Origin of the sequence: Pseudomonas gingeri (assembly GCF_013385635.1) — a bacterium.
GTDB lineage: Bacteria > Pseudomonadota > Gammaproteobacteria > Pseudomonadales > Pseudomonadaceae > Aquipseudomonas > Aquipseudomonas gingeri_A.
Window position 1 is genome coordinate 205,012 of record NZ_JACAPR010000013.1, and the last position, 26,793, is coordinate 231,804.

At 57.9% G+C, this 26,793-nt stretch carries 25 protein-coding genes and 1 pseudogene; 9 read left to right on the top strand and 17 right to left on the bottom strand.

Annotated elements, in window-relative coordinates:
- Positions 1-13: 13 nt before the first annotated feature.
- The 8 genes from HX851_RS41830 to HX851_RS41865 all read right to left on the bottom strand — a co-directional run bounded on the left by HX851_RS41830 (position 14) and on the right by HX851_RS41865 (position 8,177).
- Positions 14-805, bottom strand: a complete 792-nt coding sequence (locus tag HX851_RS41830) for an ABC transporter permease (protein WP_177056713.1) — start codon at positions 803-805, stop codon at positions 14-16.
- Positions 802-1,983, bottom strand: a complete 1,182-nt coding sequence (locus HX851_RS41835) for an ABC transporter permease (protein WP_177063923.1) — start codon at positions 1,981-1,983, stop codon at positions 802-804. Before HX851_RS41835 ends, HX851_RS41830 begins: the two co-directional genes overlap by 4 nt.
- Entirely contained in the window at positions 1,980-3,044 is a 1,065-nt protein-coding gene (locus HX851_RS41840) for an ABC transporter ATP-binding protein (protein WP_177056711.1), read from the bottom strand. The genes HX851_RS41835 and HX851_RS41840 overlap by 4 nt, the downstream gene beginning before the upstream one ends.
- Before the next feature lie 76 nt (positions 3,045-3,120).
- The gene (locus HX851_RS41845) at positions 3,121-4,176 is read right to left on the bottom strand and encodes an ABC transporter substrate-binding protein (RefSeq protein WP_177056710.1); all 1,056 of its coding nucleotides are present in this window, start codon (positions 4,174-4,176) and stop codon (positions 3,121-3,123) included.
- Between the two features lie 138 nt (positions 4,177-4,314).
- Positions 4,315-5,610, bottom strand: a complete 1,296-nt coding sequence (locus tag HX851_RS41850) for an NAD(P)/FAD-dependent oxidoreductase (protein ID WP_177056709.1) — start codon at positions 5,608-5,610, stop codon at positions 4,315-4,317.
- A gap of 31 nt (positions 5,611-5,641) precedes the next feature.
- Entirely contained in the window at positions 5,642-6,037 is a 396-nt protein-coding gene (locus HX851_RS41855; RefSeq protein ID WP_177056708.1) for a RidA family protein, read from the bottom strand.
- Positions 6,038-6,077: 40 nt separating this feature from the next.
- A complete protein-coding gene (locus tag HX851_RS41860; protein WP_177056707.1) occupies positions 6,078-6,791 on the bottom strand; it encodes a haloacid dehalogenase type II in 714 nt (237 codons plus the stop codon).
- A gap of 18 nt (positions 6,792-6,809) precedes the next feature.
- Positions 6,810-8,177, bottom strand: a complete 1,368-nt coding sequence (locus HX851_RS41865) for a glycerate kinase type-2 family protein (protein ID WP_177063924.1) — start codon at positions 8,175-8,177, stop codon at positions 6,810-6,812.
- Between the two features lie 424 nt (positions 8,178-8,601).
- Here HX851_RS41865 and HX851_RS41870 point away from each other — a divergent pair, with 424 nt between their 5' ends.
- The 5 genes from HX851_RS41870 (at position 8,602) to HX851_RS41890 (ending at position 14,181) form a co-directional block, all read left to right on the top strand.
- A complete protein-coding gene (locus HX851_RS41870; protein ID WP_177063925.1) occupies positions 8,602-10,125 on the top strand; it encodes a CoA-acylating methylmalonate-semialdehyde dehydrogenase in 1,524 nt (507 codons plus the stop codon).
- Between the two features lie 31 nt (positions 10,126-10,156).
- Positions 10,157-11,512, top strand: coding sequence for an aspartate aminotransferase family protein (locus HX851_RS41875; protein ID WP_177063926.1), 1,356 nt, complete (start codon positions 10,157-10,159; stop codon positions 11,510-11,512).
- Positions 11,513-11,641: 129 nt separating this feature from the next.
- Positions 11,642-12,079, top strand: coding sequence for a DUF305 domain-containing protein (locus HX851_RS41880; RefSeq protein ID WP_177056703.1), 438 nt, complete (start codon positions 11,642-11,644; stop codon positions 12,077-12,079).
- 40 nt (positions 12,080-12,119) lie between these two features.
- Complete coding sequence (locus tag HX851_RS41885) at positions 12,120-13,577, top strand: YncE family protein (RefSeq protein ID WP_177063927.1); 1,458 nt, start codon at positions 12,120-12,122, stop codon at positions 13,575-13,577.
- A 106-nt stretch (positions 13,578-13,683) separates the two neighbouring features.
- Positions 13,684-14,181: a GNAT family N-acetyltransferase gene (locus HX851_RS41890; protein ID WP_177063928.1), complete on the top strand. Its 498-nt coding sequence runs from the start codon at positions 13,684-13,686 to the stop codon at positions 14,179-14,181.
- 69 nt (positions 14,182-14,250) lie between these two features.
- Here the strand turns inward: HX851_RS41890 and HX851_RS41895 are convergent, their stop codons facing one another.
- From HX851_RS41895 to HX851_RS41905, 3 genes are all read right to left on the bottom strand, one after another.
- Positions 14,251-14,481: a hypothetical protein gene (locus HX851_RS41895; RefSeq protein ID WP_218170447.1), complete on the bottom strand. Its 231-nt coding sequence runs from the start codon at positions 14,479-14,481 to the stop codon at positions 14,251-14,253.
- A 399-nt stretch (positions 14,482-14,880) separates the two neighbouring features.
- Complete coding sequence (locus tag HX851_RS41900) at positions 14,881-15,075, bottom strand: hypothetical protein (RefSeq protein ID WP_177057164.1); 195 nt, start codon at positions 15,073-15,075, stop codon at positions 14,881-14,883.
- Between the two features lies 1 nt (position 15,076).
- Positions 15,077-15,403, bottom strand: a complete 327-nt coding sequence (locus HX851_RS41905) for a toxin C-terminal domain-containing protein (protein ID WP_177063929.1) — start codon at positions 15,401-15,403, stop codon at positions 15,077-15,079.
- A 284-nt stretch (positions 15,404-15,687) separates the two neighbouring features.
- Here HX851_RS41905 and HX851_RS41910 point away from each other — a divergent pair, with 284 nt between their 5' ends.
- Positions 15,688-16,164: a PA2171 family ribosome-binding persister protein gene (locus HX851_RS41910; RefSeq protein WP_177056699.1), complete on the top strand. Its 477-nt coding sequence runs from the start codon at positions 15,688-15,690 to the stop codon at positions 16,162-16,164.
- 151 nt (positions 16,165-16,315) lie between these two features.
- Entirely contained in the window at positions 16,316-16,747 is a 432-nt protein-coding gene (locus HX851_RS41915; protein ID WP_256262335.1) for a low affinity iron permease family protein, read from the top strand.
- A gap of 661 nt (positions 16,748-17,408) precedes the next feature.
- Here HX851_RS41915 and HX851_RS41920 read toward each other — a convergent pair.
- The 5 genes from HX851_RS41920 to HX851_RS41940 form a co-directional block, all read right to left on the bottom strand.
- Positions 17,409-17,918, bottom strand: a complete 510-nt coding sequence (locus HX851_RS41920) for a hypothetical protein (protein WP_177063931.1) — start codon at positions 17,916-17,918, stop codon at positions 17,409-17,411.
- A gap of 172 nt (positions 17,919-18,090) precedes the next feature.
- The gene (locus tag HX851_RS41925) at positions 18,091-18,687 is read right to left on the bottom strand and encodes a hypothetical protein (RefSeq protein ID WP_177063932.1); all 597 of its coding nucleotides are present in this window, start codon (positions 18,685-18,687) and stop codon (positions 18,091-18,093) included.
- Positions 18,688-19,190: 503 nt separating this feature from the next.
- Complete coding sequence (locus HX851_RS41930; RefSeq protein WP_177063933.1) at positions 19,191-19,601, bottom strand: lysozyme inhibitor LprI family protein; 411 nt, start codon at positions 19,599-19,601, stop codon at positions 19,191-19,193.
- A 258-nt stretch (positions 19,602-19,859) separates the two neighbouring features.
- Positions 19,860-21,281, bottom strand: a complete 1,422-nt coding sequence (locus HX851_RS41935) for an HlyD family type I secretion periplasmic adaptor subunit (RefSeq protein WP_177063934.1) — start codon at positions 21,279-21,281, stop codon at positions 19,860-19,862.
- Entirely contained in the window at positions 21,268-23,439 is a 2,172-nt protein-coding gene (locus tag HX851_RS41940) for a type I secretion system permease/ATPase (protein WP_369680893.1), read from the bottom strand. The genes HX851_RS41935 and HX851_RS41940 overlap by 14 nt, the downstream gene beginning before the upstream one ends.
- 950 nt (positions 23,440-24,389) lie before the next feature.
- Between HX851_RS41940 and tnpA the strand changes: the two are divergent.
- A pseudogene (gene tnpA / locus HX851_RS41950) lies at positions 24,390-24,692 on the top strand (IS66-like element accessory protein TnpA); the annotation flags it as partial.
- Here tnpA and HX851_RS41955 read toward each other — a convergent pair.
- Positions 24,578-24,964 (bottom strand): hypothetical protein, encoded by a 387-nt coding sequence (locus tag HX851_RS41955; RefSeq protein ID WP_177063935.1) that lies wholly within the window; start codon positions 24,962-24,964, stop codon positions 24,578-24,580. The pseudogene tnpA and the gene HX851_RS41955 overlap by 115 nt on opposite strands.
- Positions 24,965-25,210: 246 nt before the next feature.
- On the opposite strand from HX851_RS41955, the gene HX851_RS41960 reads away from it, so the two are divergent.
- On the top strand, positions 25,211-26,782 hold the full coding sequence (locus HX851_RS41960; protein ID WP_177063936.1) for an aldehyde dehydrogenase family protein: 1,572 nt from the start codon (positions 25,211-25,213) through the stop codon (positions 26,780-26,782).
- The last annotated feature ends 11 nt before the right edge of the window (positions 26,783-26,793 follow it).

Sequence of the window (26,793 nt, forward strand, 5' to 3'; positions counted from 1 at the left end):
GTTGACGATTTGACTAAACCGGGTACAGCCGCCGACGGCGCCGATTGCGCACAAGCATCAGGATCAAGCCGATCGACAGCGTCCCGACAATGAAAAGAAAGGCCGCGGCGGCGATTTCCGGGCTGATGTTTTCGCGGATGCTGGAAAACATCTGCAAGGCCAGGGTCCGTTGCCCGGGGCCGGCGACGAACAGGGTCAGCACCACCTCATCGAGGGAGGTGGCAAAGGCCAGCACCGCCCCCGAGAGGATCCCCGGCAGTGCCAGGGGCAAGGTGGTGGTGCGCAGCACTGTGAACGGGCTGGCGCCGAGGCTCGCGGCGGCAAGCTCTATCTTCGGATTGATACCGGCCAGCGAGCCGGAGACGCTGATCACCACGAAAGGCACCGCCAGCACGGTATGGGCAATGATCACGCCGGTGTAGCTGCTGGTCAGCCCGAGCTTCTGCAGGAACATCTGCATGCCCACGCCGAGCACCACCGCCGGGACCACCATCGGCAACATGAACAACGAGTTGACCACCCCGCGAAACGGCACGCCCTTGCGCCGCAACCCCAGGGCCGCCAGGGTACCGAGGCTGGTGGCCAGTGTCGTGGCACCGAAGGCCATGATCAGGCTGTTGATGATCGACATTTCCCAGGCCTGCGCGGTGAACAGCCGCTCGAACCAGCGCAGGGAAAACGACGGTATCGGGTACACCAGGAACGAGCTGGAGGTGAACGCCAGCGGCAGCACGGCGAACAGCGGAGCCAGCAGGAACATCACCATGCAGGCGCCGTACAGGGACAAAAACGGGTGGCTTTTCATTCGGCCGTCTCCTGTTCACGGTTCGACAGGCGCTGATACACCGCATACAACACGATGGTGATCACCAGCAGTACCAGGCCCAGGGCACTGGCCATGCCCCAGTTGGCGGCACCGGTGGCGTAGAAGGCAATGACCGAGCTGATCATCTGGTCCTTGGGCCCGCCAATCAGCGCGGGGGTGATGTAGTAGCCGATGGCGGACATGAACACCAGCAGCACCCCGGAGGTGATGCCCCGCGCGCTCAGCGGCAGCAGTACCTCAAGAAACGCCCGGAACGGATTCGCCCCGAGGGAGCCGGCCGCCGGCATCAGGTTGCGCGGAATGCCCATGATCACGCTGTAGATCGGCAGCACCATCAGCGGCAGCAATACATGGACCATGGCGATGATCACCCCGGTCCGGTTGAACACCAGGGCCGTGGGTCGGTCGGTCAGGTGCAGCAGCATCAACAGGCGATTGACGATGCCGTTGTCCTGCAAAACGATGAACCACGCGGTGGTGCGCACCAGCAGCGAGGTCCACAACGGCAGCAATACCGCGCCCAGCAACAGGTTGCGCCACCCGCCGCTGACGCTGGCCAGCAGCACGGCATAGGGATAGCCCAGCAGCAGGCAGAGCACCGTGATGGTGGCGGTCATGGAAAAGGTACGAATCATGATGGTGCGGTTGGCCGAGGCATCACCGGGCATGGCGACCACCTGTCCCTGGCTGTCACGCTGCAGGTCCACGGACGCCAGCAGGAAACGGTCGGTAACCGGTGCCAGGGCGTCACGCACGGTTTGCCAGTAGCGCAGATCGGCCCAACGACTGTCCACGCTGGCCAGATCGACCGGGCCGTCACTGGCGAGTACCGCCGCCTGGGTCTTGCCGATCAGCGTGCGAAACCCCGGCGCGGCACTGTTAAGCCGCCGAACCATCTCACCGATGGCTTGCTGGTCGCTGATGTTGCGGATGTCGGTGACAAACGCCTGCTGAATCCCCGGGCCGGGCAGCGATTGCCCGTCCCATCCGGTCGCAGCCTCGCGGGTCAGCGGCAGCACGTCGAGCACCGAGCGGTCAGACACTGCCTGCTGCATCACCGTGCCCAGGGGCCAGAGGAAAAAAGCCAGCATGAACAGAAACAACGGCACCACCAGCAGGACCGCGGACCGGCGGTTTTTCACGGAAAGAGTGCTCATGAGGCGATCATCCAGCAGTCCCGGGGATCGAAATGCGCCATGACCCGGGTCCCGGTGCTGCACTCGGGCGCGCTGCGGCTCAAGCGTGCGGTCAGGGTCAGGTTGTCACCCGCCAGCTGTGCCCGCAGATGATCGCCCTGGTACACCGCGTCCACCATCTGCACCGCCAGCGAGTTGGCCTGGGTCGCGCTGTCGCTGAGGGTCAGGCGCTCGGGACGCACCGACACCAGGACGTCCTGGCCCACGCTCAAGCCCGACGCGGACACGCAGATACGCGCGCCACTGCCCAGCAGCACGTCCGCGCGCTCGCCATCGATGCTCACCAGGCGCCCTTCGAGCAGGTTGGTCTCGCCGATGAACTCGGCGACAAAACGTGTCCGCGGCCGGTCGTAGATGTCCCGGGGCGAACCGATCTGCTCGATCTTGCCCTTGTTGAACACCGCGATCCGATCCGACATGGTCAGCGCTTCGGACTGATCGTGGGTGACAAACACGATGGTCAGGCCCAGGCGATTGTGCAGTGCACGGATATCCAGCTGCATCTGTTCACGCAGTTGCTTGTCCAGGGCACCCAGGGGCTCGTCCATCAACACCACGCGGGGCTCGAACACCAGGGCCCGGGCCAGGGCGACCCGTTGCTGCTGCCCGCCGGACAGTTGCGTCGGCCGACGATCGCTCATGGCCGACAGTTGCACCATATCCAGCGCCCGGGCCACGCGCTGCTTGATCTCGCTACGGCTGACGCCGCGCATGCGCAACGGAAAGGCGATGTTCTCGCCCACGGTGCGATGGGGAAACAAGGCATAGTTCTGGAACACCACGCCCATGTCTCGCTTGTGGGGTGGCAAATCGTTGACCTTGACGTCGTTGACCACGATGTCGCCGCTGGAGGCCGTTTCGAAGCCGGCGAGCATCATCAGCAAGGTGGTTTTGCCGGAACCCGACGGCCCAAGAAGACTGACAAACTCCCCTTCCCTGATGTCCAGGGAGAGGTTGTCGATCACCTTGATCGATCCATAATTCTTTGTGACGCCGGCGAAACGTATTCTGAAATCAGTCACAAGGAGAATCCTCGAAAACGTGTTGTTATCGTGCGGCTGCCGGAACAGCCGCATCCTTCACCCGTGGGGCGGGCCGTTATTTGGCCAACCACGCGTTGTAACGGGCGGTGAGGTCCTCCAGGTGGTCATTCCAGAAGCTGGTGTCCAGGGGGATCGCGTCCTGCATGTTTTGCGGATTCGACGGCAGGTCGACAAAGTCAGCCTTGGCGATCAGCGCCGCCGCATCGCGGTTGGGCACGCCGTAGGAAACGATGCTCGGGAGCTTGGCCTGGTTCTCGGAACGGGTGGTAAAGGCAATGAACTGCTGGGCCAGGTCCTTGTTCGGCGCGCCCTTGAGAATCACCCAACTGTCCATCGCGTAAATGCTGCCGGGCCAGACCAGCTTGTAGTTCTTGTGTTCGGTCTTGCTGATATTGGTCAGGCGACCGTTGTACACGGCGGCCATGGCCACTTCACCCGACGCCAGGAACTGCAACGGCTGACCGCCGGCGTCCCACCAGACGATATTGGCTTTCAACTGATCGAGTTTGGCGAAGGCGCGATCCACCCCTTCAGGCGTGGCGAGCACCGCGTACAGATCCTTCGCGGCAACGCCATCGGCCAGCAAGGCGAATTCCAGGTTGTACTTGGCGCCCTTGCGCAGCGAACGCTTGCCGGGGAATTTCTTCACGTCCCAGAAATCGGCCCAGCCGGACGGTCCGACCTTGAGCTTGTCGGCGTCATAGCCGATGGCGACCGACCAGTAGTAGACCCCTGCCCCGCAGGGGCTGATGGAGTCGGGCAGGAGTTTGTCCTTGGCGCTGTTCTTGCTCCAGTCGATCTTTTCGAACAGGCCATCAGAGCAACCCAGTTCCAGTACATCGGACTCCACCTGGACCACGTCCCAGTTTGGTGTCCCGGCCTTGACCTTGGCCTGCAACACGCCGTAACCGCCGTCCCAGGAATCCTCAAGGACCGGCTGGCCCACCGACTTGGAGAACGGCGTCATATAGATATCCCTCAGCGCATCCTGGGTGACCCCGCCCCACCCGACCACGGTGAGATCCCGGGCCAAGACCTGGCCTGCGGTGACGGCCGAGGCCACCACGGCGAGGGTGCCGATACAACGTTTAAAGCTGAATGTCTTCAACATGGTATTCCCCTGATCGTTATTACTTTCGTCGGACAGAATGGGCAGACATACGGCAAAATCTGGATCAGACGCTCCTCTACAATCCTTGTCCGGCGAAGGGGCTCCTTTTTTGTTTTATGCCTCGCCGCGGTCACACTCTCAGTTCACATCCATCACCCGGAAATAGCTCGACGCCACGGCGGCATACAGCTGGTTCAGGCCATGGAACGGAATACGCTTGAGCCGAGTCACCGGCAGCCCCAATACTGAGCTGCTGTCCAGCAAATGGGCGGCCAGCGATTGGCCCATGGCCGTCATCATCGCGATGCCACGCCCCTGGCAACCCAGCACCGCGCTGATGCCGGGAGCGGGCTCATGGACATGGGGCAAGTAATCCGGGGTCACCGCCAGGCGGCCGGACCAGGCGAACTCGATAGAGATACCTGCCAGTTGCGGGTAGGCCTGCAACATCAGGCGATACAGATGCGAGAAATCAGCCGCCGTCTTCGGCCCACCGGCCTTGCCTTCGCCGCCGAGGAAAAACCGCCCGGCCGGGTCTTTACGGAAGTACTGGATCAACCGGCGGGTGTCCGCCGCGTGATGCCCTTCCGGCAGGATCGAGGCAGCAACCGAGGCCTCCAACGGCACCGTGGCGATCTGGAACGAATGCACCGGGATGATGGTTTGTTCCAGCCCCGGCCACAGGCCATCGGTGTAGCCATTGGTGGCGAGAATCACCCGGTTGGCCCGGACCTTGGCCCCCGAAGCCGTGGTCAAGACCCAACTCCCGGACTGCTGTACCAGTGTCTGGATGCGGGTCCGCTCAAAGACCTTGGCGCCTTCGCTGACCGCAGCGCGGGCCAGGCCACGCACATAGCTCAACGGCTGCAGGTTGCCGCCCCGAGGATCGATGATCGCCCCGGTGTAGGCCGCGCTGCCGGTGATGCGCCGGGTCTCTTCACGGCCCAGGGTCTGCACCTTGACGCCGCGATTGATCCAACCGTTGGCCCGGCGTTCCAGGTCCGCCTCGGCACTTTCGCGGTGGGCCGGCATGAGCCAGCCGGTGCGTTTGATATGGCACTGGATATCGTAGCGGGCAACGATCTCGAACACCTTGTCCGGCGCCTTGCCGGAAAAATCCAGCGCGTGTTCGGCAATGGCCGGATGCTTGGCGAGCACATCGTGGGGATCGAGCTTGAGCCCCGGATTGATCTGCCCGCCGTTGCGCCCCGAGGCCCCGTCACCCACCCGCCCGGCTTCCAGCACCGCGACCGTGACGCCATGGGACGCCAGCTCGATGGCCGCGGACAACCCCGTAAACCCCGCACCGATAATGGCGACATCCACCACCAGGTCCTGCTGCAACGCCAGCAGGGTCGGCGCGGGTTCCGCCGTTGCCGTCCAGGCCGGCATGTCCAGGGGCTGAAGGATCGAGTGGAGCTTGTTGTTGTTCATGTGCGCACCTGTGGGCGTGGGTGGGTGGAGATCAGGCGACGGCGGGAACGGCCACGATCAGTTCGACCTCGACCTTGTAGCCCGGGTCGGCCAGCGCCGGCACGATCACCAGCGTGGAGCAGGCCCGGACCGTCGGGATGTAGCGGTTGCGGATCGCGCGGTAGGCAGGGATGTCTTCGACGTTGGTCAAGTAGGTGGTCGCCTTGACGATATGCTCGGTCGAGGTCCCGGCTTCCTTGAGCAGTTGCAGGATGTTCTGCCAAGTGATTTCGATCTGCTCCGCCGCCGTTGCGCCCAGGCGACCGTCAGCACCGATACCGATCTGGCCGGAGGTGATCAGCAAGCGGGTGCCGGGCTCGACGAGAGCCGCTTCCGAGAATTGCGTGGCGGGTGCAGGACGATCCGAGTAGTTCAAGCGAGTAAACATGTAGCCTCCAGTTATCGTGAATGTGCAGGTTGAGCGGGTGTTACCAGCCCAGGGATTTGAACAGTTCGGGTACGTGGGACAGGTTCGGCAGCACCGCATCGGGCGTGTAGTCGGCGGGCGCCTGGCGGCCGGTGCCACGGTCGATCCACACACAGCGGAAACCGATATCCCGCGCGGCGGTCAGGTCCAGCAACGGCGATGCGCAGATATGCACCACGTCGCTCTTGTCGATGCCCAGTTGGCGGTAGGCATGGTTGAACAGGCGCGGCGACGGCTTGTAGGCCTCGGCCTGCTCGGCGGTGATCACCCGGTCGATGGTGCCGCCCAGTTGCGCGACATTGCCGGCAATCACCGCGTCTTCGGCGTTGGAGACGATGCACAGCTTGAAGCCCATCTGCTTGAGCTCGGTCAGCGCCGCTACCACTTCGGGGAACGGTGGCATGGCCGAGATGCGCCCGATCAGAATGTCGAAATCGGCTTGATCGGTGGTCACGCCAAAGTGGGCCATGGCCTCGACAAAACTCTGCGCAACGATCTTGCGGAACTTCATGAACGGCACCGACTGTTCGAGCTCGTGCTCACGGTCGTCGTGCCAGGCGATGATGTCCTTGAGCGCAATATCGCTACGGTCGTACTTCTGCAGGATCTGCGTCAGTGCCGCGCGTACGCCTTCATCCCACTGGATCAGGGTGCCGTAGCAGTCAAACGTCAACCAGGTGGGTTTCTCGCCACTGAGCTTTTTATCTTTGAGCATTGCTCTTCTCCTCGATAATTACAGCTTGGCCACCAGGACCAGCTTCAGGTCGTTCACATTCGTCCCGGTCGCGCCGGTTTCAATGGCATGGCCCAGTCGCTCCAGGGCCGGGGTGACGTCATGGCGCGCCAGGGCCTGATGCAGGTCCACGTCCATCTGCAGCGCCAGCTCGGCCGTGGTGCCGTCGGCAATGCCGCCGGCGTATTGGGTCGGGCCATCGGTGCCGTCGGTATCCAGGCCGAGCACAACGATGCCGCGGGTGTCTCGCAGCTCCAGGGCAGCGCTGACGGCGAATTCCTGGTTGGGGCCGCCACGGCCTCGCGAGCCGCTGGCGGTGACGGTGGTTTCGCCACCGCCGATCAGCACGCAAGGGGCAAAGATCGGCCGACCGTCCTGGACGATCTGCTTGGCGATGGCCACCAGGTTGCGGCCCAGGGCACTGCTTTCGCCCTCGAAAAAGGTCGACAGCAACAACGGGTTGAAGCCGGCGCGCCGGGCCTCGTTGGCCGCGCCGATGCAGGCGGCATCGGCGGCGACCAGGATCACGTCCTGACAGGACAGGTGCGCCAGCTCCCGGGCCCGCACGGTTTCATGCTCGGCGGGCGCCAGGCGCAAAAAGGCGGTAACCGACACCGGCAGGCGCTCCCACAGGCGGTATTTGTCGAGCACCGCCTGGGCATCGGCGAAGGTCGAGCGGTCGGCCACGGACGGGTCGGTGATGTAGTCCAGGTGGTCGCCGATCACGTCCGAGACCGTCAGGTTGATCAGCGTAACGCCGCTGGACAGCGCCCGGATCAGGCGCCCGCCCTTGACGGTCGAGAGGTGCTTGCGCACATCGTTGATCTCGGTGATGTTGGCCCCGCAGGTCAGCAGAATTTCACTGGCGGCGGCCTTGTCCTGCAGCGAGATATCGGCGGCAGGCGCGACGAACAATGACGACGAGCCACCGGTAAAGCAGCTCAACACAATGTCACCCGGACGCACGTCGGCCAGCAGAGCGACGATGGCTTCGGCGGCGTCCAGGGAAGCCTGGTCCGGGATCGGATGGCTGGCCAGGCGCAACTCGATATGCTCGAGGCTGCCCTCCTGGCCATATTTGCAGGTGACGATGCCTTTATGGATGCGCCCGCCCAGCAGCTCATCCAGCGCCTTGGCAATTGGAAAGCTCGCCTTGCCGGCACCGATCACGAACACCCGGCTGTCCGGCGTCAGGGGATGACGCCGGCCATCCACCAGCAGTGCGTCGTCCGCCAGGGACACGTAGCGGCGAACCGCGTTGCCGGGGTCGGAATAGGCAATGCCGGCATCGGCGATTCTCAAGGCCAGGGCGCGCAGGTCCATGGCCCCGCTGCCCAGTAATTGTTGCCTGTTCTTTATGTAGCTCATCGCGTCACACCGGCGAGCAGTGCTCGTGCGCCGAGATCGAATGTGGGTGCCGGCATCGGGGTTCTCCTTGCTTCAAAAGGCGGGCTAGCGAAGGTGCTGAAATCGAGTATTGATTAATGTCGACAATTTTACAACAGGGTAAAAACCCTCGAAAAAATCTTTTTAAGACCGTAAAAATGACGTCTTCAGAACAGTTCAGACGGTCAGTTTTTTTGCTTTAAGGCTCGATAAACCGGCTATTTACTGACTATAAAGCCGTATTAAGCGCATATCCGGGAACGACGCTTTTAGCCGCATCTACACCAGGAAGGCAGTGAAAATATTTAATTGAATATTGTCGACAATGATCAGTCTACGTATGCTGAGTGCAGTTCCGGCACCTTCACGCCGTGCTTATCCAGCCAAACCTAGAGGGATACCTGTCATGAGCAACCCCCACTGCGCCCCGGTGATCAATCACTTCATCTCGGGCGTGCAGACTTGCGGTACATCCGAGCGCTTCCAGAATGTCGGTAACCCCTCCTCTGGCGCGGTGATCGCGCAGGTCGCCCTGGCTGATCGCACCGACGTGAACGCGGCCGTTGCGGCCGCGCGCCAGGCCTTCGATAAATGGGCCGATGTGCCGCCGATTCGCCGGGCCCGGGTACTGTTCAAGTTCCTCGAACTGCTGAACCAGCGCAAAGACGAACTGGCCCACCTGATCACCCTGGAACATGGCAAGGTCTTCAGTGATGCCCAGGGCGAAGTCGCCCGTGGCATCGATATTCTCGAATTCGCCTGCGGTATTCCCCAACTGCTCAAGGGCGACTTCACCGACCAGGTCAGCACCGGCATCGACAACTGGACGCTGCGCCAGCCGCTGGGCGTGGTGGCGGGGATTACCCCGTTCAATTTCCCGGTGATGGTGCCCATGTGGATGTTTCCCGTGGCCATCGCCGCCGGTAACTGTTTTATCCTCAAGCCCAGCCCCATCGACCCCAGCCCTTCCCTCTTCATGGCCGAACTGCTGCAGCAAGCAGGCCTGCCGGACGGCGTGTTCAGCGTGGTCCAGGGCGACAAGGAGGCGGTGGATGCGCTGATCGAGCACCCGGACGTCAAGGCCGTCAGCTTTGTCGGCTCCACCCCCATCGCCAATTACATCTATGAACGCGGCGCCCATTTCGGCAAGCGTGTGCAGGCCCTCGGCGGCGCCAAGAACCACCTGGTGGTGATGCCCGATGCCGATATCGAACGTACCGTCGACGCCTTGATCGGCGGCGCCTACGGTTCGGCCGGTGAGCGCTGCATGGCCATCAGCGTGGCGGTGCTGGTGGGCGACGTGGCCGAGCGGATCATGCCGTTGCTCATTGAGAGAACCCGCAACCTGCAGGTGCTGGACGGCATGAACCCCGCGGCCGAGATGGGCCCCATCGTGACCGCCGCCGCCCTTGAACGCATCAAGGGCTACATTGAGTTGGGTATTGATGAAGGCGCGACCTTGCTGGTCGACGGGCGCACCTTCAACAGCGCCGAGGCCGGCCAGGGCTGCGACAACGGTTACTGGCTGGGCGGCACGCTGTTCGATCACGTGACACCGGACATGCGTATCTACCAGGAAGAAATCTTCGGCCCGGTGCTCGGCTGCCTGCGCGTCAAGGACTTCGCCGAAGCCGTGGCGCTGATCAACGCCCACGAATTTGGCAACGGTGTGTCCTGCTTCACCCGCGACGGCAACGTGGCCCGCGAGTTTTCCCGGCGGATCGAAGTCGGGATGGTGGGGATCAACGTGCCGCTGCCGGTACCGATGGCCTGGCACGGCTTCGGTGGCTGGAAGCGCAGCCTGTTTGGCGATACCCACGCCTATGGCGAGGAAGGTGTGCGGTTCTACACCAAGCAGAAAAGTGTCATGCAGCGCTGGCCGGAAAGCATCGCCAAGGGCGCCGAGTTTGCGATGCCGACGGCCAAGTGAATCCCCCTCAATCACGCTTCAGGAGCACCCCATGACTGATTCACCGCAACGTCGCGCCACCATGGTCAATGCGTTCAACCCGGAAAGCCTGCAAAACCTCGACGGGGAAACCCGCCGCCTGATCGAAAAACGCATCCGCCTGCTCGGCCCGGCCTACCGCCTGTTTTACCAGAACCCGGTCCAGGTCTGCCGGGGCGAAGGCGTGCACCTCTACGACAAGCATGGCAATCAATACCTGGATGCCTACAACAACGTGGTTTCCGTCGGCCATGCCCACCCGCGGGTCGCCGACGCCATCAGCCGCCAGGCGCACACACTGTGCACCCACACCCGTTATATCCAGGACGGCATTCTCGACTACGCCGAACAACTGCTGGGCACCTTCGGCGGCCGCGTGGGCGACGCCGGGCACATGATGTTCACCTGCACCGGCTCCGAAGCCAACGACCTGGCGATGCGTATCGCCCAGCATCATACCGGCCGCAAAGGCATCATCATCACCTCCGAGGCCTACCACGGTAACTCGCACCTCACCGCCGGCTTTTCGCCGTCCCTGGGCGAGAGTTCGCCGTTGGGCACCTGGGTACGGCGCGTGCCGTCGCCGGACTCCTACAGGATTCCCAAGGAAACCATGGGCCAATGGTTCGCCGAGCAGGTCAGCGCGCAGATTCGCGACCTTGAGCGCCGGGGCGAGGGACTGGCGGCGTTTATCGTCGACTCGGCCTTCTCCTCCGACGGTGTGTTCTCCGACCCTACCGACCTGTTGGGGCCGGTGGCCGAGGTGGTGCGCAAGGCCGGTGGCCTGTTTGTCGCCGACGAGGTGCAATCGGGCTTTGCCCGCCTGGGCGACAGCCTGTGGGGCTACCAGCGCCACGGCATCGATCCGGACATCGTGACCATGGGCAAACCCATGGGTAACGGCTTCCCCGTCGCCGCCATCGCCATTGCCCCGGAAATCGTTGCACGATTCGGCCAGGACATGCGCTACTTCAACACCTTCGGCGGCAACACCGTGGCCATCGCCGCGGCGCAAGCGACTTTCGACGTGATTCGCGAGGAACACCTGCAGGACAATGCCCGGCGGGTCGGACGCTTTATCCGCGAAGGCTTCAACGATATCGCCAGCCGCTACCCGCAGATCGGCGACGTGCGTGGTGCCGGGCTGTACATCGGCGTGGAGATGGTCCAGGACCCTGCCAGCAAGACGCCTGACAGCGCCCTCGCCACCGCGATCGTCAATGGTTTGCGTGAACGTCGGGTGTTGATCTCGGCGACTGGCGCCGCCGCCAATACCTTGAAGATCCGCCCACCGCTGGTGTTCTCGGAAACCGACGCCACGCGCCTGCTGACGGAAACCGAAGCGGTGCTGGCTGGGTTGTTGAAGTAGCCACCACAAGGCCCGGGATGACCTCGGGCCTTTTTCCTGGGGCATGGCCGCGAAGATAAATACTTGCCCCGATGGAATAACCCCTCTCACCAAGCGTCCTGCCTGTGGGTTCAACCACAGGAAACGCTCATGCCGACATTCACGCCTCACCCGCTACGCGACCTCGCGATGCTTGCCCTGATTGCCGTGACGTCTTCAGCCATGGCCCACGAAGGCCAGGAGCACACCGGGGCGTCCAGCCCTGCCAGCGCCGAAGCGCCCTTCCTCAGCGAAAACGATGCCGCCATGGCCAAGATGATGGCCGGCATGGACGCCAAACCCACCGGCGATATCGACCGCGACTTTGTCGCCATGATGAGTCCCCACCATCAGGGCGCCATCGACATGGCCATGACCCTGCTCAAGTACGGCCACAACGAGCAGCTCAAGCGCCTGGCCCAGGAAATCATCGTCGAACAGCAGCAGGAAATCGCCGCCATGCAATTGGCTATCGGCGCCCCGCTGCCGCCCTCCACCGCCGCGCCCACACAGATCCCACCCCAGATTTCCGCCGCAACCCAACCCTGAGCTGCACACACCTGACTTTACAAAAAGAAGGATGTATTTCATGAAGATAACAACATTCCCCCTGGCACTGCTGACCCTGGCCCTGCTGTCTGGCAGCACCGCCAGCTTCGCCGGGCAGATTCCCGGCAAGGCCTCGGCCAAAGACATTGCCATCTCGCACCAGGACCGCTTGTATGCGGCGGAGCAGTTTTCCAACACCGTGTCGGTGACCGACCCAGTCGACAACAAGCTGCTCGGGGTGATTGCCCTGGGCGATCCGCAACCCGGCAACCTGAGCCCGCTGTACCGAGGTGAAGTGCTGGTGCATGGCCTGGGCTTCTCGCCGGATCACAAGACCCTGGCGGCGGTGTCCATCGGCACCAACTCGGTGTCCTTCATCGATACCGAAACCAACACCGTCAAGCACAAGACCTATGTCGGTCGCGCGCCCCACGAAGCCTTCTTCACCCCCAACGGCAAGGAAGTCTGGGTGACCGTGCGTGGCGAGGACTATGTCTCGGTGATCGATGCCCGCACCTACCAGGAAAAAACCCGCATCAAGACCCCGGCAGGCCCGGGCATGCAGATCTTTTCCCCGGACGGCAAGTACGGTTACGTCTGCTCTTCGTTCAACCCGGAAACCGTGGTGATTTCCGTGGCCGACCACAAGATCGTCGGCCATGTCACGCAAGCCAGCCCGTTCTGCCCGAACATCGCCGCTTCCGCCGATGGCAAGCAAGTCTGGTTCACCTTGAAGGACGTGGGCAAGGCCCAGGTGTTCGAAGCCACACCGCCGTTCAAGCTGCTCAAGACCCTCGATATCGGCCCGATCGCCAACCACGTCAACCTGGTCAACAACGCCAACGGCTCGTTTGCCTACATCACCGTGGGCGGCCTGAACCAGGTGCAGGTCTATCGCACCGACACCTTCGAGAAGGTCGCGACGATTGCCGTCGGCAACCTGCCCCACGGCATCTGGCCGTCCGGTGATGGCAGCCGGGTCTACGTCGGCCTGGAGAATGCCGACGCCTTCGCGGTGATCGACACCCTGAGCAACCAGGTCATCGCCACCATCCCCATCGGCCAGGCACCACAGGCCATCGCCTACGTACCCAACGCGGTCACAAAAGGTCCGGGCACCGACAACCTCAAGCCCCTGGGCGTCGCCGGGCAAGCGGTACACCTGACCCTGCAGGCCACGGGTAAATCGGTCGACCCGGCACCGACCAGCGTGACGCTGTTCAACCAGGGCCTGACGCAGGTACTGCAAGCCGCCGTGACCGGGCTGGAAGCGAAACAACCCTACCTGCTGGCCTTGGCCGACAAACCCGATGGCAGCGGCACCTTGCAGCCCTTGGCGGCATTCATGAGCAACCCGGCGGGCTCGGCCATCGTCAATGCAATCGGGCCTATCCGCCAGATCGTGCAGAACGATGCACCGGAGCAGAATCGCTACCTGGTGATCGCGGCCGGCAAGCCTGATCAACCTGGCGCCGTGGTCCAGACCCAGGCGAAGTAAGCCTCACCCGAGTGTGCAGCGGACCTCGCTGCGCACTCGGCGCTTGCAGACACCCCATCAGGAGGGATACAAAACCAGAATATTGTGCAGACAGGAGCGTCACCCAGTGAAACCGTTCAGCGTTCGCAAACTGGAGAGCACGGATGTTGAAGCCTTGCTGGCATTCGAATCACGTAACCGCGAGTGGTTCGAATCGCAGATCGAGGCCCGCGCGCCTTGTTTTTATTCGCCGCAAGGTGCAGCCGATCATATCGAATCCTACTTGTCCGGTTTCGCCGCCGGGACCTGGCATCCGTTTGTCATCGAAGATGCCAGCGCGACAATCGTCGGTCGGGCCAACCTGAAAAGCATCAACTCACCCAAAGGCTCGGCTGAAGTCGGCTATCGGATCGACCAACACGTCTGCGGACAAGGCCTGGCAACCCTGGCGCTGAGGCATCTGATTCATGTGGCACAGACCCACTGGCAACTGACGCAACTGGTGGCCACGGTGTACAAGGAAAACAGGGGTTCGAAAAAGGTGCTGGGCCGTTGTGGGTTTCTGGCTGAAGGTGTTTCGGTGAAAGACCGGGAAGAGGAATACCGGCTCGCTCTTCCGGTCTAAACAAAGTGCGCGAGTCTCACGCGATGACCGCAGAACGCTTTCGAGAAATCAAACATTTCGGGTGTTCTTCTACGTCAGCCTTTCGACCAAAACTGTTGTGACCTCAATAGCCATGTCTCCAAAATACCCCTCAAGGAACAAAACATTATCAACAATGCTTATGCCTTCGAGCTCACCGAGCATGCTGGAGTTTTGAACGTGAAACGCACCAGGTCGGATCGCCGGTTCAGCCACCTCGGCGTTCCATGCCATCAGCATGTAGCGTGGCTGGTCATCCAGACTGACAACCATATCAAGCATCAGAAAGTACTTTGCGAAGATTATCCGTCAGGATTCTGAAAAATTTTTAGCATCAGAATCTGTTGCAATCAATTCCTTTTCTCGATTCAGGAGCGCAAGCATTTTTTGTGCAAGCAGAGGATTACCCTCCCGATATTTTAACGATAGCAGACGAACTCCCGAAAACAACTCATGAAAGACGGAGGCAGCCAGGTGTCCTAATCAATAAAAACTGAAAGCATCAAAAATCGGTGAGTATTTCAGACCCTTCCCAAGAATTTCCATCAGGCGGACATTTAACTCCCAGGCTTTCAGGTAGGGTACGAGCCGTTTTTTCCATAGGCCTGTACCCCCCAAAGCTTACCCGATAAAAATTCAGAAAAAACCGATGAGGACTCCTTCCATGCCTCAAAACACAGATTACTCTTCGCAGTTCAACAATACACAAACCCCGTCCGAACGAATAACAAGGCTTATCGGTTTTTGTGTGTCACCACCGTCAACAGATATTTCAACAGGAATATCCAGATCATCAAATGTCTGAAGCTCCTCAATCAACTCACGGATTGTTTTCCCACGAGTGACCCAACTTGGATTTTTCTCCACATCATCCATTTCAATCACCAACTTTCCTCAAATTAGCATCAAAAGTGCCGGCACGACCGATCTTCGATGCAAGATCCTCAATAGACTTCGCCATTTTCCAAGCCCCACCAATATGCCCATCTACATCTCGAGTGATGTAGAAATTACCCTTTTTGAAAACAGTGTGTCCATGAACTGTTTCATTGACCTTCCTGAAGCCTGGAGCCTTTGCTGCTTGCGCTGCTTCTGAGTTCGTCTTATAGACCGGCTCAGCAAGCTTCATGGGCACGCCACAGACGAGAACGCCAGCGTCCGGAATCCCCGGCATACAGGCCGCCACCCGGGATGACTTCAACATCTATAGAGAGGGCCACTATAGTGTTGATGCGGATTCCTGCTTGAAGCGCCCTCCTCGCCGGACTGGGCCGCAGACGCGTATCGACTTGCTGATTTGCAATGCCTGGCGACGCAGGCCGTGCAGTCTGCATGACCTCTTCACCCAACAGTTTTTTCAAAGTGTTGATAAACAAGACGAATTTCAATCATAAGGTCTGGCACAAGTAGTGCTGCCTTCAACGGGAGAACACAGCGGCGCAGCCATCGAGCTGCCCGTGCCCTTCCGTGACAGCAGAGGCAATACCAATGAACGCCATCGACCTTCTGAAATCCGATCACGAACGTGTAAAAGCCATTCTGGCGCAACTGAGTGAGTCCACCGACCGGGCCTTGAAAAAGCGCATGGATTTGGTGGCAAAGCTCGAAATGGAAATTTCCATCCATACCCGCCTGGAAGAAGAAATCCTCTATCCGGCGTTCAAGAAAGCCGGTGGCAAAGAGCAGGATGAAATGTATTACGAAGCCAAGGAAGAGCATCGTACGGTTGACTCGCTGGTACTGCCCGACCTCAAGACCACCGACCCCAGCAGCCCCGAGTTCGCCGGCCGGGCCAAGGTGGTCAAGGAATTGCTGGAGCACCATATTGAAGAGGAGGAAACCGAGATGTTTCCCCAAGCGAAAAAACTGCTGGGCAAGAAAACCCTGGATGCCCTGGGCGAGCAGATGGAGGCCATGAAGGCCCAGTACAAAAAAGACCTGAGTGCCGCGCAGATAGCAGCCTGATCGGTGCGATCCATCGAGAGCCCGACCATGTGCCGGGCTCTCGATTTCGACTGGGTATAAGCCAGGAAAATATCTCGCGCACCAAGATGTAACATAGAATTTCACGAATGGGTTGATGTCCATATCTGGACACACAACAAGGAATCCCATCATGAAATTCGCCAAGTTTTGCCAACAGCTTTCAAAATGGGCGGGGAACTCGAAGACCTTCATGATCGCAGTGGTGCTGATTATCATCTGGGCCGCCACGGGTCCCTATTTCCATTACAACGATACATGGCAACTGATCATCAACACCTCGACCACCATCATCACCTTTCTGATGGTGTTCCTGATCCAGAACACCCAGAACCGTGACAACGACATTCTGCATATCAAGATAGATGAGCTGCTGCGAGTGACCAAGGACGCGCAAAACGCCGCCTTGTGCCTCGACAAACTGGAGAACCGGGAACTGCGTGAGCTGCGCAAGGAGTACAGCGAAATCGGTTCCGGTGAAGAGGCGGATCAAACGCTGCTTCCTAATCCGGTTTCCTCTTCGCCAGCGGAGGAAGTGGCAGGAAAAAAATCATCGGATTCGTAGTTTGTTGCGGGCTGAGTCGTCAGTAGGTGGCTGACGACCGGCCTTCAATCGCCCGATTGAGCTACGGCCCCCTCCCCGCTGGGGTTGTCGTCTTTCAAGATACCTTTTGCCACAACCGGAAATACTCCTGATATTGTCGCTGTGGAACCGGAACACTAGTCTTCGGCTGTCGTCGTTTTTCGGCGACCGGGCTTGGAAACCCGAAGACATAGCGCACAGGCGCCCATCGGTTACAATTGCAGGCGTTTCTTTGCCCGCATTTTTTCAATGGCGGCTGTGCGCGGGAGGATTTCGGTCCTACCGGGTCCTTTGGCCTGTCACTGGATCATTCTGTGGAACCACGTCTACTCCTCCGGCAGACGTTGTGTCGCCGGGTATGAACGCCCCATTCCCTTCAACCTTCAGAGTCCCCCACACAGAAGGTGTATTATAAATCACATCATTCGCAGCGAGCGCAATATTACCCACTGTTTGAACTGGATTCATATCCAGTTTATTATTAGCAGTTGTTGGTCCCGCAGAAATATAGTAAGCGCCCTGAGGGGTTGTGTATATCAGCGTCTGATGATAAGTCATCACCCCTAACAAAGATCTGACAGGGACAAATGCAACCGATATTGAAGAACCATTTTCGGCATCCGACATACGCACATCCTCCTATTTATAAATTTGTTGACCTTGCAAAACAATCAACAACCCTCTCGAGTCTTTTCGGCTCGCCACCGGCCCCATACGGCCTAAAGGTAATTTGAAATAACGTATGGGATACCAGTGACTGCTCCAGCAAAAAGCCTCCGGCCATATCTTTTCTATCCGGACTATCAGCTGGGAGCTTATGATTAAAACTAGGGCCCAGAATCTCCCCCCCTTTTTTATCTGGGAGGGCTCCAGCAGCCGCCATGACTATCTCAATGTCAGAAAAAAGCATTCCTGCCGGAAAATATTTATTGCAAACATCCGTTAAAATATAGGTGCGCCGGGACTCCTCATTGACCATTTTTTTAAACTCGCCTTGTATCTCTTCCTTGAACTCTCGCCCCTTAATCTGAAGTTCGCCGCTACCCGCCACCTCAACCGAATCCTCATCGGACTCACGAAAAAATACAGCCCATATCAAGGCGACTGAAACAGCACAAACTAACGCAAAGCTCATACCTCTGGTGATTTTCATTTAGAAATTCTCCTCAAACATAACCAAACCCTGGCAATTCGAAAGGGTTGAGATCTCAGACATAATTATCTCCTTTAGTCACTCCTGAAAAACATTCAACTTACCCAACCAGACAGAACCCAATACCAAGACACAACAAAAGAAAAAACCAACTCAGCGAACACAGGAGTCCTCAAGAAACAAAGCCCTGCCGCAACCGCGCAGCGAAATAAAACGAAACACCCCAAAAAACAGATATAACAGCAAAATAAAGAAACACCGATTTGTAATAGAAAAAATCTCGCCAAATCAGGAGTCTCTTCATCAGCTCATCAGAAGAGGCCAGTTCCCTGCCATCTTCCCCAATTATTTTCAGCGGATAAAAAGATCCATTACCGTTCCTAAGAATAAACCCTTCAACATTTACCTTCACACGAGGGACCCTCCCCCCTAGCTCCTCAACAACTCCTGGAGCAATTCGATTTTCCGTCCGATACTCAACCCCATTGTCAGTAGTGAAAATGAAATATGGCACCTGTTTCAAGGCTAACTTTTCATCGTTTTTTGAGAACTCACCAGCCGTCCTTATAAGAGGAGCCTCAGGAGGCAGTGCCCCAGAAAACTTCTTAATATCGAAATAATTAAATATCGGCATAGACACTGTAAATATTATTGCCACCACGACAGAGAGAGATTTTATTTTATGAGCACGCCCCAACCCCTCGGCCTTTCCACGCCACATCATGCAAATAGCTGAACCCCAAGAAAGCCTAGATTTAAGCTCAACCATTTCCCCACTCCCTAAAAATTGAAAAAGCACACAACCACACCAGTGACGCTAACAAGTCACCTCATACCTAAAGCAGCCGGTCAACCTTATAATTCATGCCAACCGTCCCAGAGTCAACACGAACACCATCGCTATAAATTTCACACCTAAAATCTTTAATCGCACAGCTATAGCTAAAGCGCGCCTCCTTCCCCTTACTGCCAAAAAAATCATCAGGAAACATAGCGTGAGATGAAGCACCCTGGTTATCTGAGTTCTTTTCAGCGGTGTACACTTCATGCGATGCCCTTACCACATATTTTATGTGACAGGGAGGATGCCTATTGAATTTATCCCAAGCTGTCAACTCAAGCTCCCCACAGACACCAGCTACCCAGCAAGGAGATTTACCATCCCACTTATCGGCAGCTTGAACCGTATGAGCAAAGAGTAAAAAACACACAAAAAAAATAAACACTGATTTTCTTCACGACATCCACCACAGCCTAAGATTCAAATTTCTCTCAACCGCCCACTGGCAAATTCTTAAAAAATTCAATACGCCTTTCAGTTTCTTCCAGAACACAATCCACGGAGAAAATCGTCACCCACATGCTACTGCCGCCCTGTAATCCTCCAACATAGCTGCAATTCTCATCTCTATAAACTTGCCACGCACTCTGCGCTTTTTTTAATTGCTCTTTTGTTTTTCGAACGTCCTCACTACCAACCTCCGGCAGCTTATTCAGAGCATCTCTGTAATGTGCATCAAGCACTGCATTCAAGTCTTTTAGTTTTTCCGCCTTGCACTGTGCGATTCCAATGGAGCTATTTTGCGTCGAACATGGCTTATCATCGGCGACTGCATGCATGCAACCAGACAATCCAATCAGCATGATAGCCAGTGTCTTTTTATACGCAGCAAAATCAGACATATCTACCAACCTCCAAACCTCACATAAGTCAATTGTTGTGATTTTACTTTTAGCAGTTCAAGCATTCGAGCTTAAAAATTAACCTGCACAATCGCACGCTCATTATGCGTTGCGTCTTTATCGTTAGTTACGCCGATTACATAAAACTATCAGCGTGATGACCACTTAAAACAATCTTGCCGCCCCCCCCTTTAGTATCATCGGCTTCTCAGCTTCGTGTCGCGCCGACCGAAATACATACAATCCAGCCCCATAGATTCACCGTTCCCGCAACGCCTCACTTTGGTACTTCAACAACGGCGTCAATAGATATTCAATAATGCGCCGTTGCTCAGTCTTGATTTCAACCGAACTGCTCATCCCCGGTTCCAGCTGAATCCTCTTGCCGTCGGCCACGATCTCATGTGCACCGAGTTGAATACGGGCCAGGTAAATCAAGCCCAATTTGTCGTCCTTGACCGCATCCTGAGAAATCGACATGACCCTGCCGGCGATCGTGCCGTAGTGGGTGTACGGAAAGGCATCCAGCTTGATCTCAGCGTCCTGTCCCGGCCGAACGAAACCAATATCCCGGTTGAGAATCTGCGCATCGACTTCCAACCCGGCATCGTCGGGAACAATCACCAGCAAGGCTTGGGCTGGCGTCACTACCCCACCGATGGTGTGCACCGCCAGCTCCTGGACGGTACCGCTCACGGGAGCCGTCAGGTGGGTTTGCCCTTGCCGTTGCCGGGACTTGGTTTCATCACCCTGGTCCTGGGCCAGTTGCTGCTGCGCCTGGTTGAGCAGATCGAGCTGTTCACGGCGAAACTGAGCAACAGCCGTATCGATATCGTCGCGTTGCTCCTGAATGGTGGCCTGTAGCTCCTTGGCATAACTCTGCTGCCCGGCCAACTCCTGCTCTTGCTGAATGCGCGCTTGTACCTTTTCCAGGTAGGCGTGACGGGGCACATAGCTCTGCTTGAGCAAGGTCTGGTAGTCCTCCTCCTCGGCCCGGGTCATGGGCAAGGTCTGCTGCAGACTGCTGATTTTGTGCTGGGTGGTCTGCAGCTCCTGCAGGCGCTTTTGCAACTCCGAGCGCAGTCCGGTGAGTTTGCTGCGTTGCTCGTAGAAAGCGCTTTCGGCAAAGCGCTGGGTATCGCGCTGACGATCCTCACTCGCGTCCTCGACCGGCGCGACAACCGGCGCCCGGTTGGTCGTTTGTGTATCCAGCAAGGACTGGGCGCGATTGATCACCAGCATCGCGTCTATCCGAGCCGTTCTAGATTTGCTGACATCCGCCGTGGCCTCGGTCGGGTCCAGGTCGATCAGCGCCTGTCCCTGGGTCACATGCTGACCGTTATCGACCATGATTGCCTTGACGATGCCGGCTTCCAGCGGCTGGAGGGTCTTACTGTTGCCATTGGGCACGACCTTGCCTTGCGCCACGGCGACCACATCAAGCTTGCCGATAACCGACCACACCAGCGCAATAGCGAACAACGACATCAACGCCCACATCAGGCCACGTCCAATGGGCGATGCTGGCGTTTCGAGCACCTCCAGAGCCGCAGGAAGAAATTCGACCTCGTCGCGCTTACGCTGCAAGGTGTTGCCTTGGGCTTTCTCTGCGTCAAGGGCGGCGCGAGCAATGTCGTGGTAATGCCGCAGTCGAGGGAAGAAACGATCAAGCAGCGACATGAAGATGCCCCGTCTGATGCCGCCACAGCGAAGCATAGCGCCCGTTCTGCTCGAGCAGTTCTTCGTGGCTGCCCTCCTCGACAATGGTGCCTTTTTCCACCGTGATGATGCGCTGAGCGATTCTGACGGCGGACAGACGGTGGGCAATGATGAACACCGTGCGACCTTTGCAGATCTTGTGCATGTTGCTGTGGATGATGGATTCCGACTCGGCGTCCAGCGCTGATGTAGCTTCATCGAAGATCAGGATCTTCGGCTGGGTAGCCAAGGCCCTCGCAATCGCAACGCGCTGCCGTTGGCCGCCGGACAAACCGTTGCCCCGCTCGCCCAGTTCAGTGTCATAGCCCTGTGGCAATTCCAGGATGAACTCATGGGCGCCTGCCAACTCGGCGGCCTCCACCACCTGATCAAAGGACATGCCGGGCGCAGCAAAGGCAATGTTGTCGCGTACCGTGCCCTTGAACAACATGTTTTCCTGCAAGACCACCCCGATCTGCCGGCGCAGTGACGCAGGGTCAAGCACCGACAGGTCCATGCCATCGATCAGCACCCGTCCACGCTCAGGCGCATAAAGGCGCTGGATCAGTTTGGTCAGGGTACTTTTGCCGGATCCGGAAGGCCCGACGATGCCAATGACGCTACCTGCCTGAGCCGTCAATGAGAGGCCACGCAAGATCTCGGGACCATCGGCCCGATAGCGAAATACCACGCGGTCGAATACCACCTCGCCTTTGACCGGCGGCATCGAAGCTTGGCCGGCAGAGGCTCCAGACTCGGCCTTGTTGTCGAGGATATCGCCCAGTCGGGCCATCGACAGGCGCACCTGCTGGAAGTCCTGCCACAGCTGCGCCAGGCGCAGGATCGGCCCACTGACGCGACCGGAAAGCATGTTGAAGGCGATCAGTTCACCGACCGATAGATCGCCATCAATCACCAATCGGGCACCGAACCACAGCAAGGCTGCTGTAGTGAGTTTGCTGATCAGGGATGCGACCTGGTTGGCCGAGCTGGACAGATTGGAGGCCTTGAAAGCGCTGGACACATAGGCGGCCAATTGCTCCTCCCAGCGCCGTTGCATCAAGGGCTCGACCGCCATCGACTTGAGGGTTTCTATCCCCGTCACGGACTCTACCAGGAACGACTGGTTTTCCGAGCTACGACGGAATTTCTCGTCGAGCCGGGCCTTGAGTACTGGCGTCACCAGAACCGACAACGCGACGTAGCACGGCAGTGAGATAAACACGATCAAAGTCAGCCAGGGCGAGTACGTCAGCATCACCGCAAAAAACACCAGGGTGAAGAACGTGTCCATGGCCACCGTCAGTGCATTGCCGGTGAGGAAGCTTCGGATATTCTCCAACTCTCGCACTCGCGCCACACTGTCGCCTACTCGCCGGGCCTGGAAATAGGCCAGTGGTAAACCGAGCAAGTGATTGAATAAACGAGCACCCAGCTCGACATCCACGCGGTTGGTTGTGTGACTGAATACGTAAGTGCGCAATCCCCCCAGCAATGCTTCGAACACGGAGATGGTAATCAGGCCGAATACCAGCACATCCAGGGTCGACATTGATTTGTGCACCAGCACTTTATCAATCACCACCTGCATGAATAAGGGTGATACCAAACCGAATAACTGCAAGAAAAATGAACCCGCCAGCACTTCCATAAATTGCTTGCGGTACTTGACAATCGACGGAATAAACCACGACAGATCAAACTTTCCACCGCCTTGCGCAAGAACAGCCCGCGAAGTAATCAGAATCAACCGGCCAGACCAAATCGCCTCAAAGTCGGTCAAACTGATTTGAAAAGTGCATTGTTGCACCTCATCGTGGAGTAACACATTATCGTTGGCGCATTTGGCCAGCACCAGAAAGCGCCCGTCGCGAAGCTCAGCTATAGCCGGCAGTGGTGTCTGTGCAAGCCGACTGATCTGGCTAGTGGTGGTGCGGGCCTTAAGTGTGATCTGCCGGGCCAGACGTACCAGGGTCAAGGCATCGATAGGCCCCGACAACCCCGACAGGTGCTTGAGGCGTTCGGTGCTGACTGCAACACCTGAAAGTTGGGCAATGACAACGAGTGAAGCAATGCCACTGTCGCCGTCGGCAGGCTCAACTCGCTGGGAGGGCGTATCTATTGTTGTTCTTCCTGACACAAAACTCTCCCTAAGCCTGCATGTTTGCCAGACCCTGTAACAAACCGGATACGCTGCCGAGATCTAAAGTCGATCAGTCGATGAAATACGCTTATAAATCAGAGTAAAAATAACGCTGCGGCTTTGTTGGCGCTGGCGCCTTGCCGTTGGAAACCGACGAAGCGTTACACTTTTTAACAGGCAATAGTGGCGCTTTCCTACTACTTTCTGTCTTGCACTAAACTTTCACTGCTCCGTTCAGCCTGGGTTCAGAATCAAAATTCAAGATGAAATTTTCACCCCTATACAATCAGCTGGAATGAATATTGCTATATTAGAAAGAAAATTTATTCTCTCAACTAAGATGAAAAAAGCATAATTCCATCAACAACGTTTCCCAATGGGGGCGGCATCGGATAGGTCTTTCAACTAAGAAGCCATTTTAGTTCGACAAAAAGTGCCGCCAGGTGTGTGCCCCTTGCACTAGGTGCGCCGGACATCAGCCGCCTCCAGCAGTGGCGATTACCAGCGCCTCACTGCCGGCAGATCAGGAATAGGGGCGGCCTGTGCCCCCTGGACCGCCTCCTAGCTCCACCAGCCTACAGGGCCGTAGACGCGGTCGTACCATTGGGTCTTGCGGGATTTTTGCGCGAGGTAGTCGGGGGTGTTCATGCCGAAGACTTCCAGCGGGAAATCATCCTTCATGTCCAGGAGCCAGAAGTCGGGGAAGAACTCGCACTCGGCGGCGTCGTAGCGCAGTGGTTTTTCGAAGCTGCGGCCTGCGTCGGTCAGCTTTTTCTCCAGGGTGGATTCATAGTCGGAGTCCAGTGGTATCCAGCGCTCGCTGATGGTAAGCGTCCAGCGAAGTCACCTATCCGATCCCAGCGATAAGGGTGATGGTCTCCACTTAAAAATACGTGGACACCATCACCCTTATCGTCAGGATTACCATGCGCTAAAGAACTTCTTATCCCAAACCCTTTAACGCCCAAGTCGTCCAGGAATGCCTGCAACCCGGTGTTTCGATGGCCAGCGTAGCTTTGCGCCACGGCATCAACGCCAACCTAGTTCAAAAGTGGATACCTGCCTATCGTGATCATCAGCCGCCGGCGTTGCCCGCTTTCGTCCCGATGAAACTAGAACCCAGAACTCAGGCCGATCAGCAAACAGCTGTCAGGATCGAGGTGCCTTTCGGACAGCAAAAGCTCACCGTGAAGTGGCCGTCCTCAGATCCTGAAGGATGCGCTCGTTTTATCCGTGAGCTTGCCCAGTGATCCGCATCGACGCCATCTGGCTTGCCACCGAGCCCATGGATATGCGCGCCGGTACCGAGACCGCGCTGGCTAGGGTGATCGCAGTGTTCAATCACGCAGAACCGCAAATAGTCCCAAAACGAATGACGTGAATCTGCGAGGTCAGGCTCGTGGGTATGGCGGTAAAGAGAAACGACGCATTTTTCACAGGAGCATTTCCGATCTGCAGGAGATTTCCCTTCGATAAATTTGGTGCTCTGCTTCATCGCCGCCAGAACGTCACTTGTCGTCATCTTTATTTCGATCTCTCTTTGCTCTGTGATTGAAGGCCTGCCTCCATGCCACACAAAAGTGGCACAGAGAAAATCTTACACAACGTCCGCTCCCGAGCTTTCAGCCCTCTGAATGACTGAGCGCATCGCAGCGATCGCAGAAATAATCCATATGTATCTATTGACTTAAAAATGATTCAGATGAATTATCAAGTCAAGCCATCACCCCCAAGTCGCCATTCCGGCAGGCACCCGAGGAAAATAATAATGAGCGATTTCAAGCTGACCTATTCCACGATGTTCAACCCTCCCGCTGAGCTGCACGATCAATTCGAGCGGGCGCTAGCTGCGCTCAAACACGACCTGGGACGCGACTACGGGCTGTTCATTGACGGCAAGCAGGTGTTCAGCCCGCAGAAGATCGAAAAACGCAGCCCGATCGACCAGTACTGGTTGTTGGGGCGTTTCCACATGGCACGGGAAGAGGACGTCGACACGGCCATGAAAGCGGCCAGTAAAGCCTTTCCGGCCTGGCGTGCCACGCCTTGGAAAACCCGTATCGAACTGTTGCGCAAGGTGGCAAGACTGATCGAAGACAGGGTCTATCGGATCGCCGCCGCCGTCAGTCTTGAAACCGGCAAGAACCGTATGGAAGCCTTGGGTGAAGTGCAGGAAACCGCAGTGTTCTTCGACCATTACTGCGACTTGATGGAACAAAATAACGGCTTCGATCACACCCTGCCCAATGACCCGCTGGACGATTTCACCAGCACCAATCGCAGCGTACTCAAACCCTACGGTGTTTGGGCAGTGATTGCGCCTTACAACTTCCCGTTCGCTCTTGCCGGCGGCCCCGCCAGTGCCGCGCTGGTGACGGGGAATACTGTGGTGCTCAAGGGCGCAAGTGAGACGCCTTGGTCCGGCCTGTTGCTGGCCGAATGCATTCGCGACGCCGGCATTCCCGACGGTGTTTTCAACTACCTCAACGGCAGCGGCAGCCTCGCCGGGCAAGCTTTGGTCGAGCATCCGCACACGGCCGGCATCACCTTCACCGGTTCCTATGAGGTGGGCATGCGGATTGTCCGGTCTCAACTCGACAAAGCCTATCCACGGCCCTGCATCGCTGAAATGGGCGGTAAGAATGCGGTCATCGTCAGCCGCCACGGCGATCTGGAACGCGCGGCATTGGGCATCCTCCGTTCAGCCTTCGGCATGCAAGGGCAAAAGTGCTCGGCGTTGTCGCGCATCTACGTCGAAGAACAGGTCGCGGACTCGTTGATCGCGCTGCTCACGGAGAAAATTCACGCTATTCAGATCGGCGACCCGGCCGTACCCGGCAATTGGATGGGGCCGGTGTCCACCCGCAAGGCCTATGACGATTTCGCCGCCTACAGCAAGCAGTTGCAAGAGCACGGCGCACGCTTGATCACCGGCGGCGAACAGCTCAAGAGCGAGTCGTACGTAGCGGGCTTCTATTGCACACCGACCCTGGCGGAAGCACCGCTTGATCATCCGCTGTGGTCCGTCGAAATGTTCCTGCCGATCGTGATGCTCGCTCGCATTAAAAACCTTGATGTCGCCATTCAACTGGCCAACGCAAGCCAGTACGGGCTGACCGCAGGTTTCTATGGCAACGACGAGGAAACAGACGCGTTCTTCGACACCATCGAGGCCGGCGTCACTTACGCCAACCGTCCGCAAGGGGCCACGACCGGTGCCTGGCCTGGCTATCAGCCATTTGGTGGTTGGAAAGGTTCGGGCAACACCGGCAAGGCCATTGCCTCGTTCTACTACTTGCCACAGTACCTGCGCGAACAATCCCAGACTCGTGTCAAGTAATCGCCCATTCA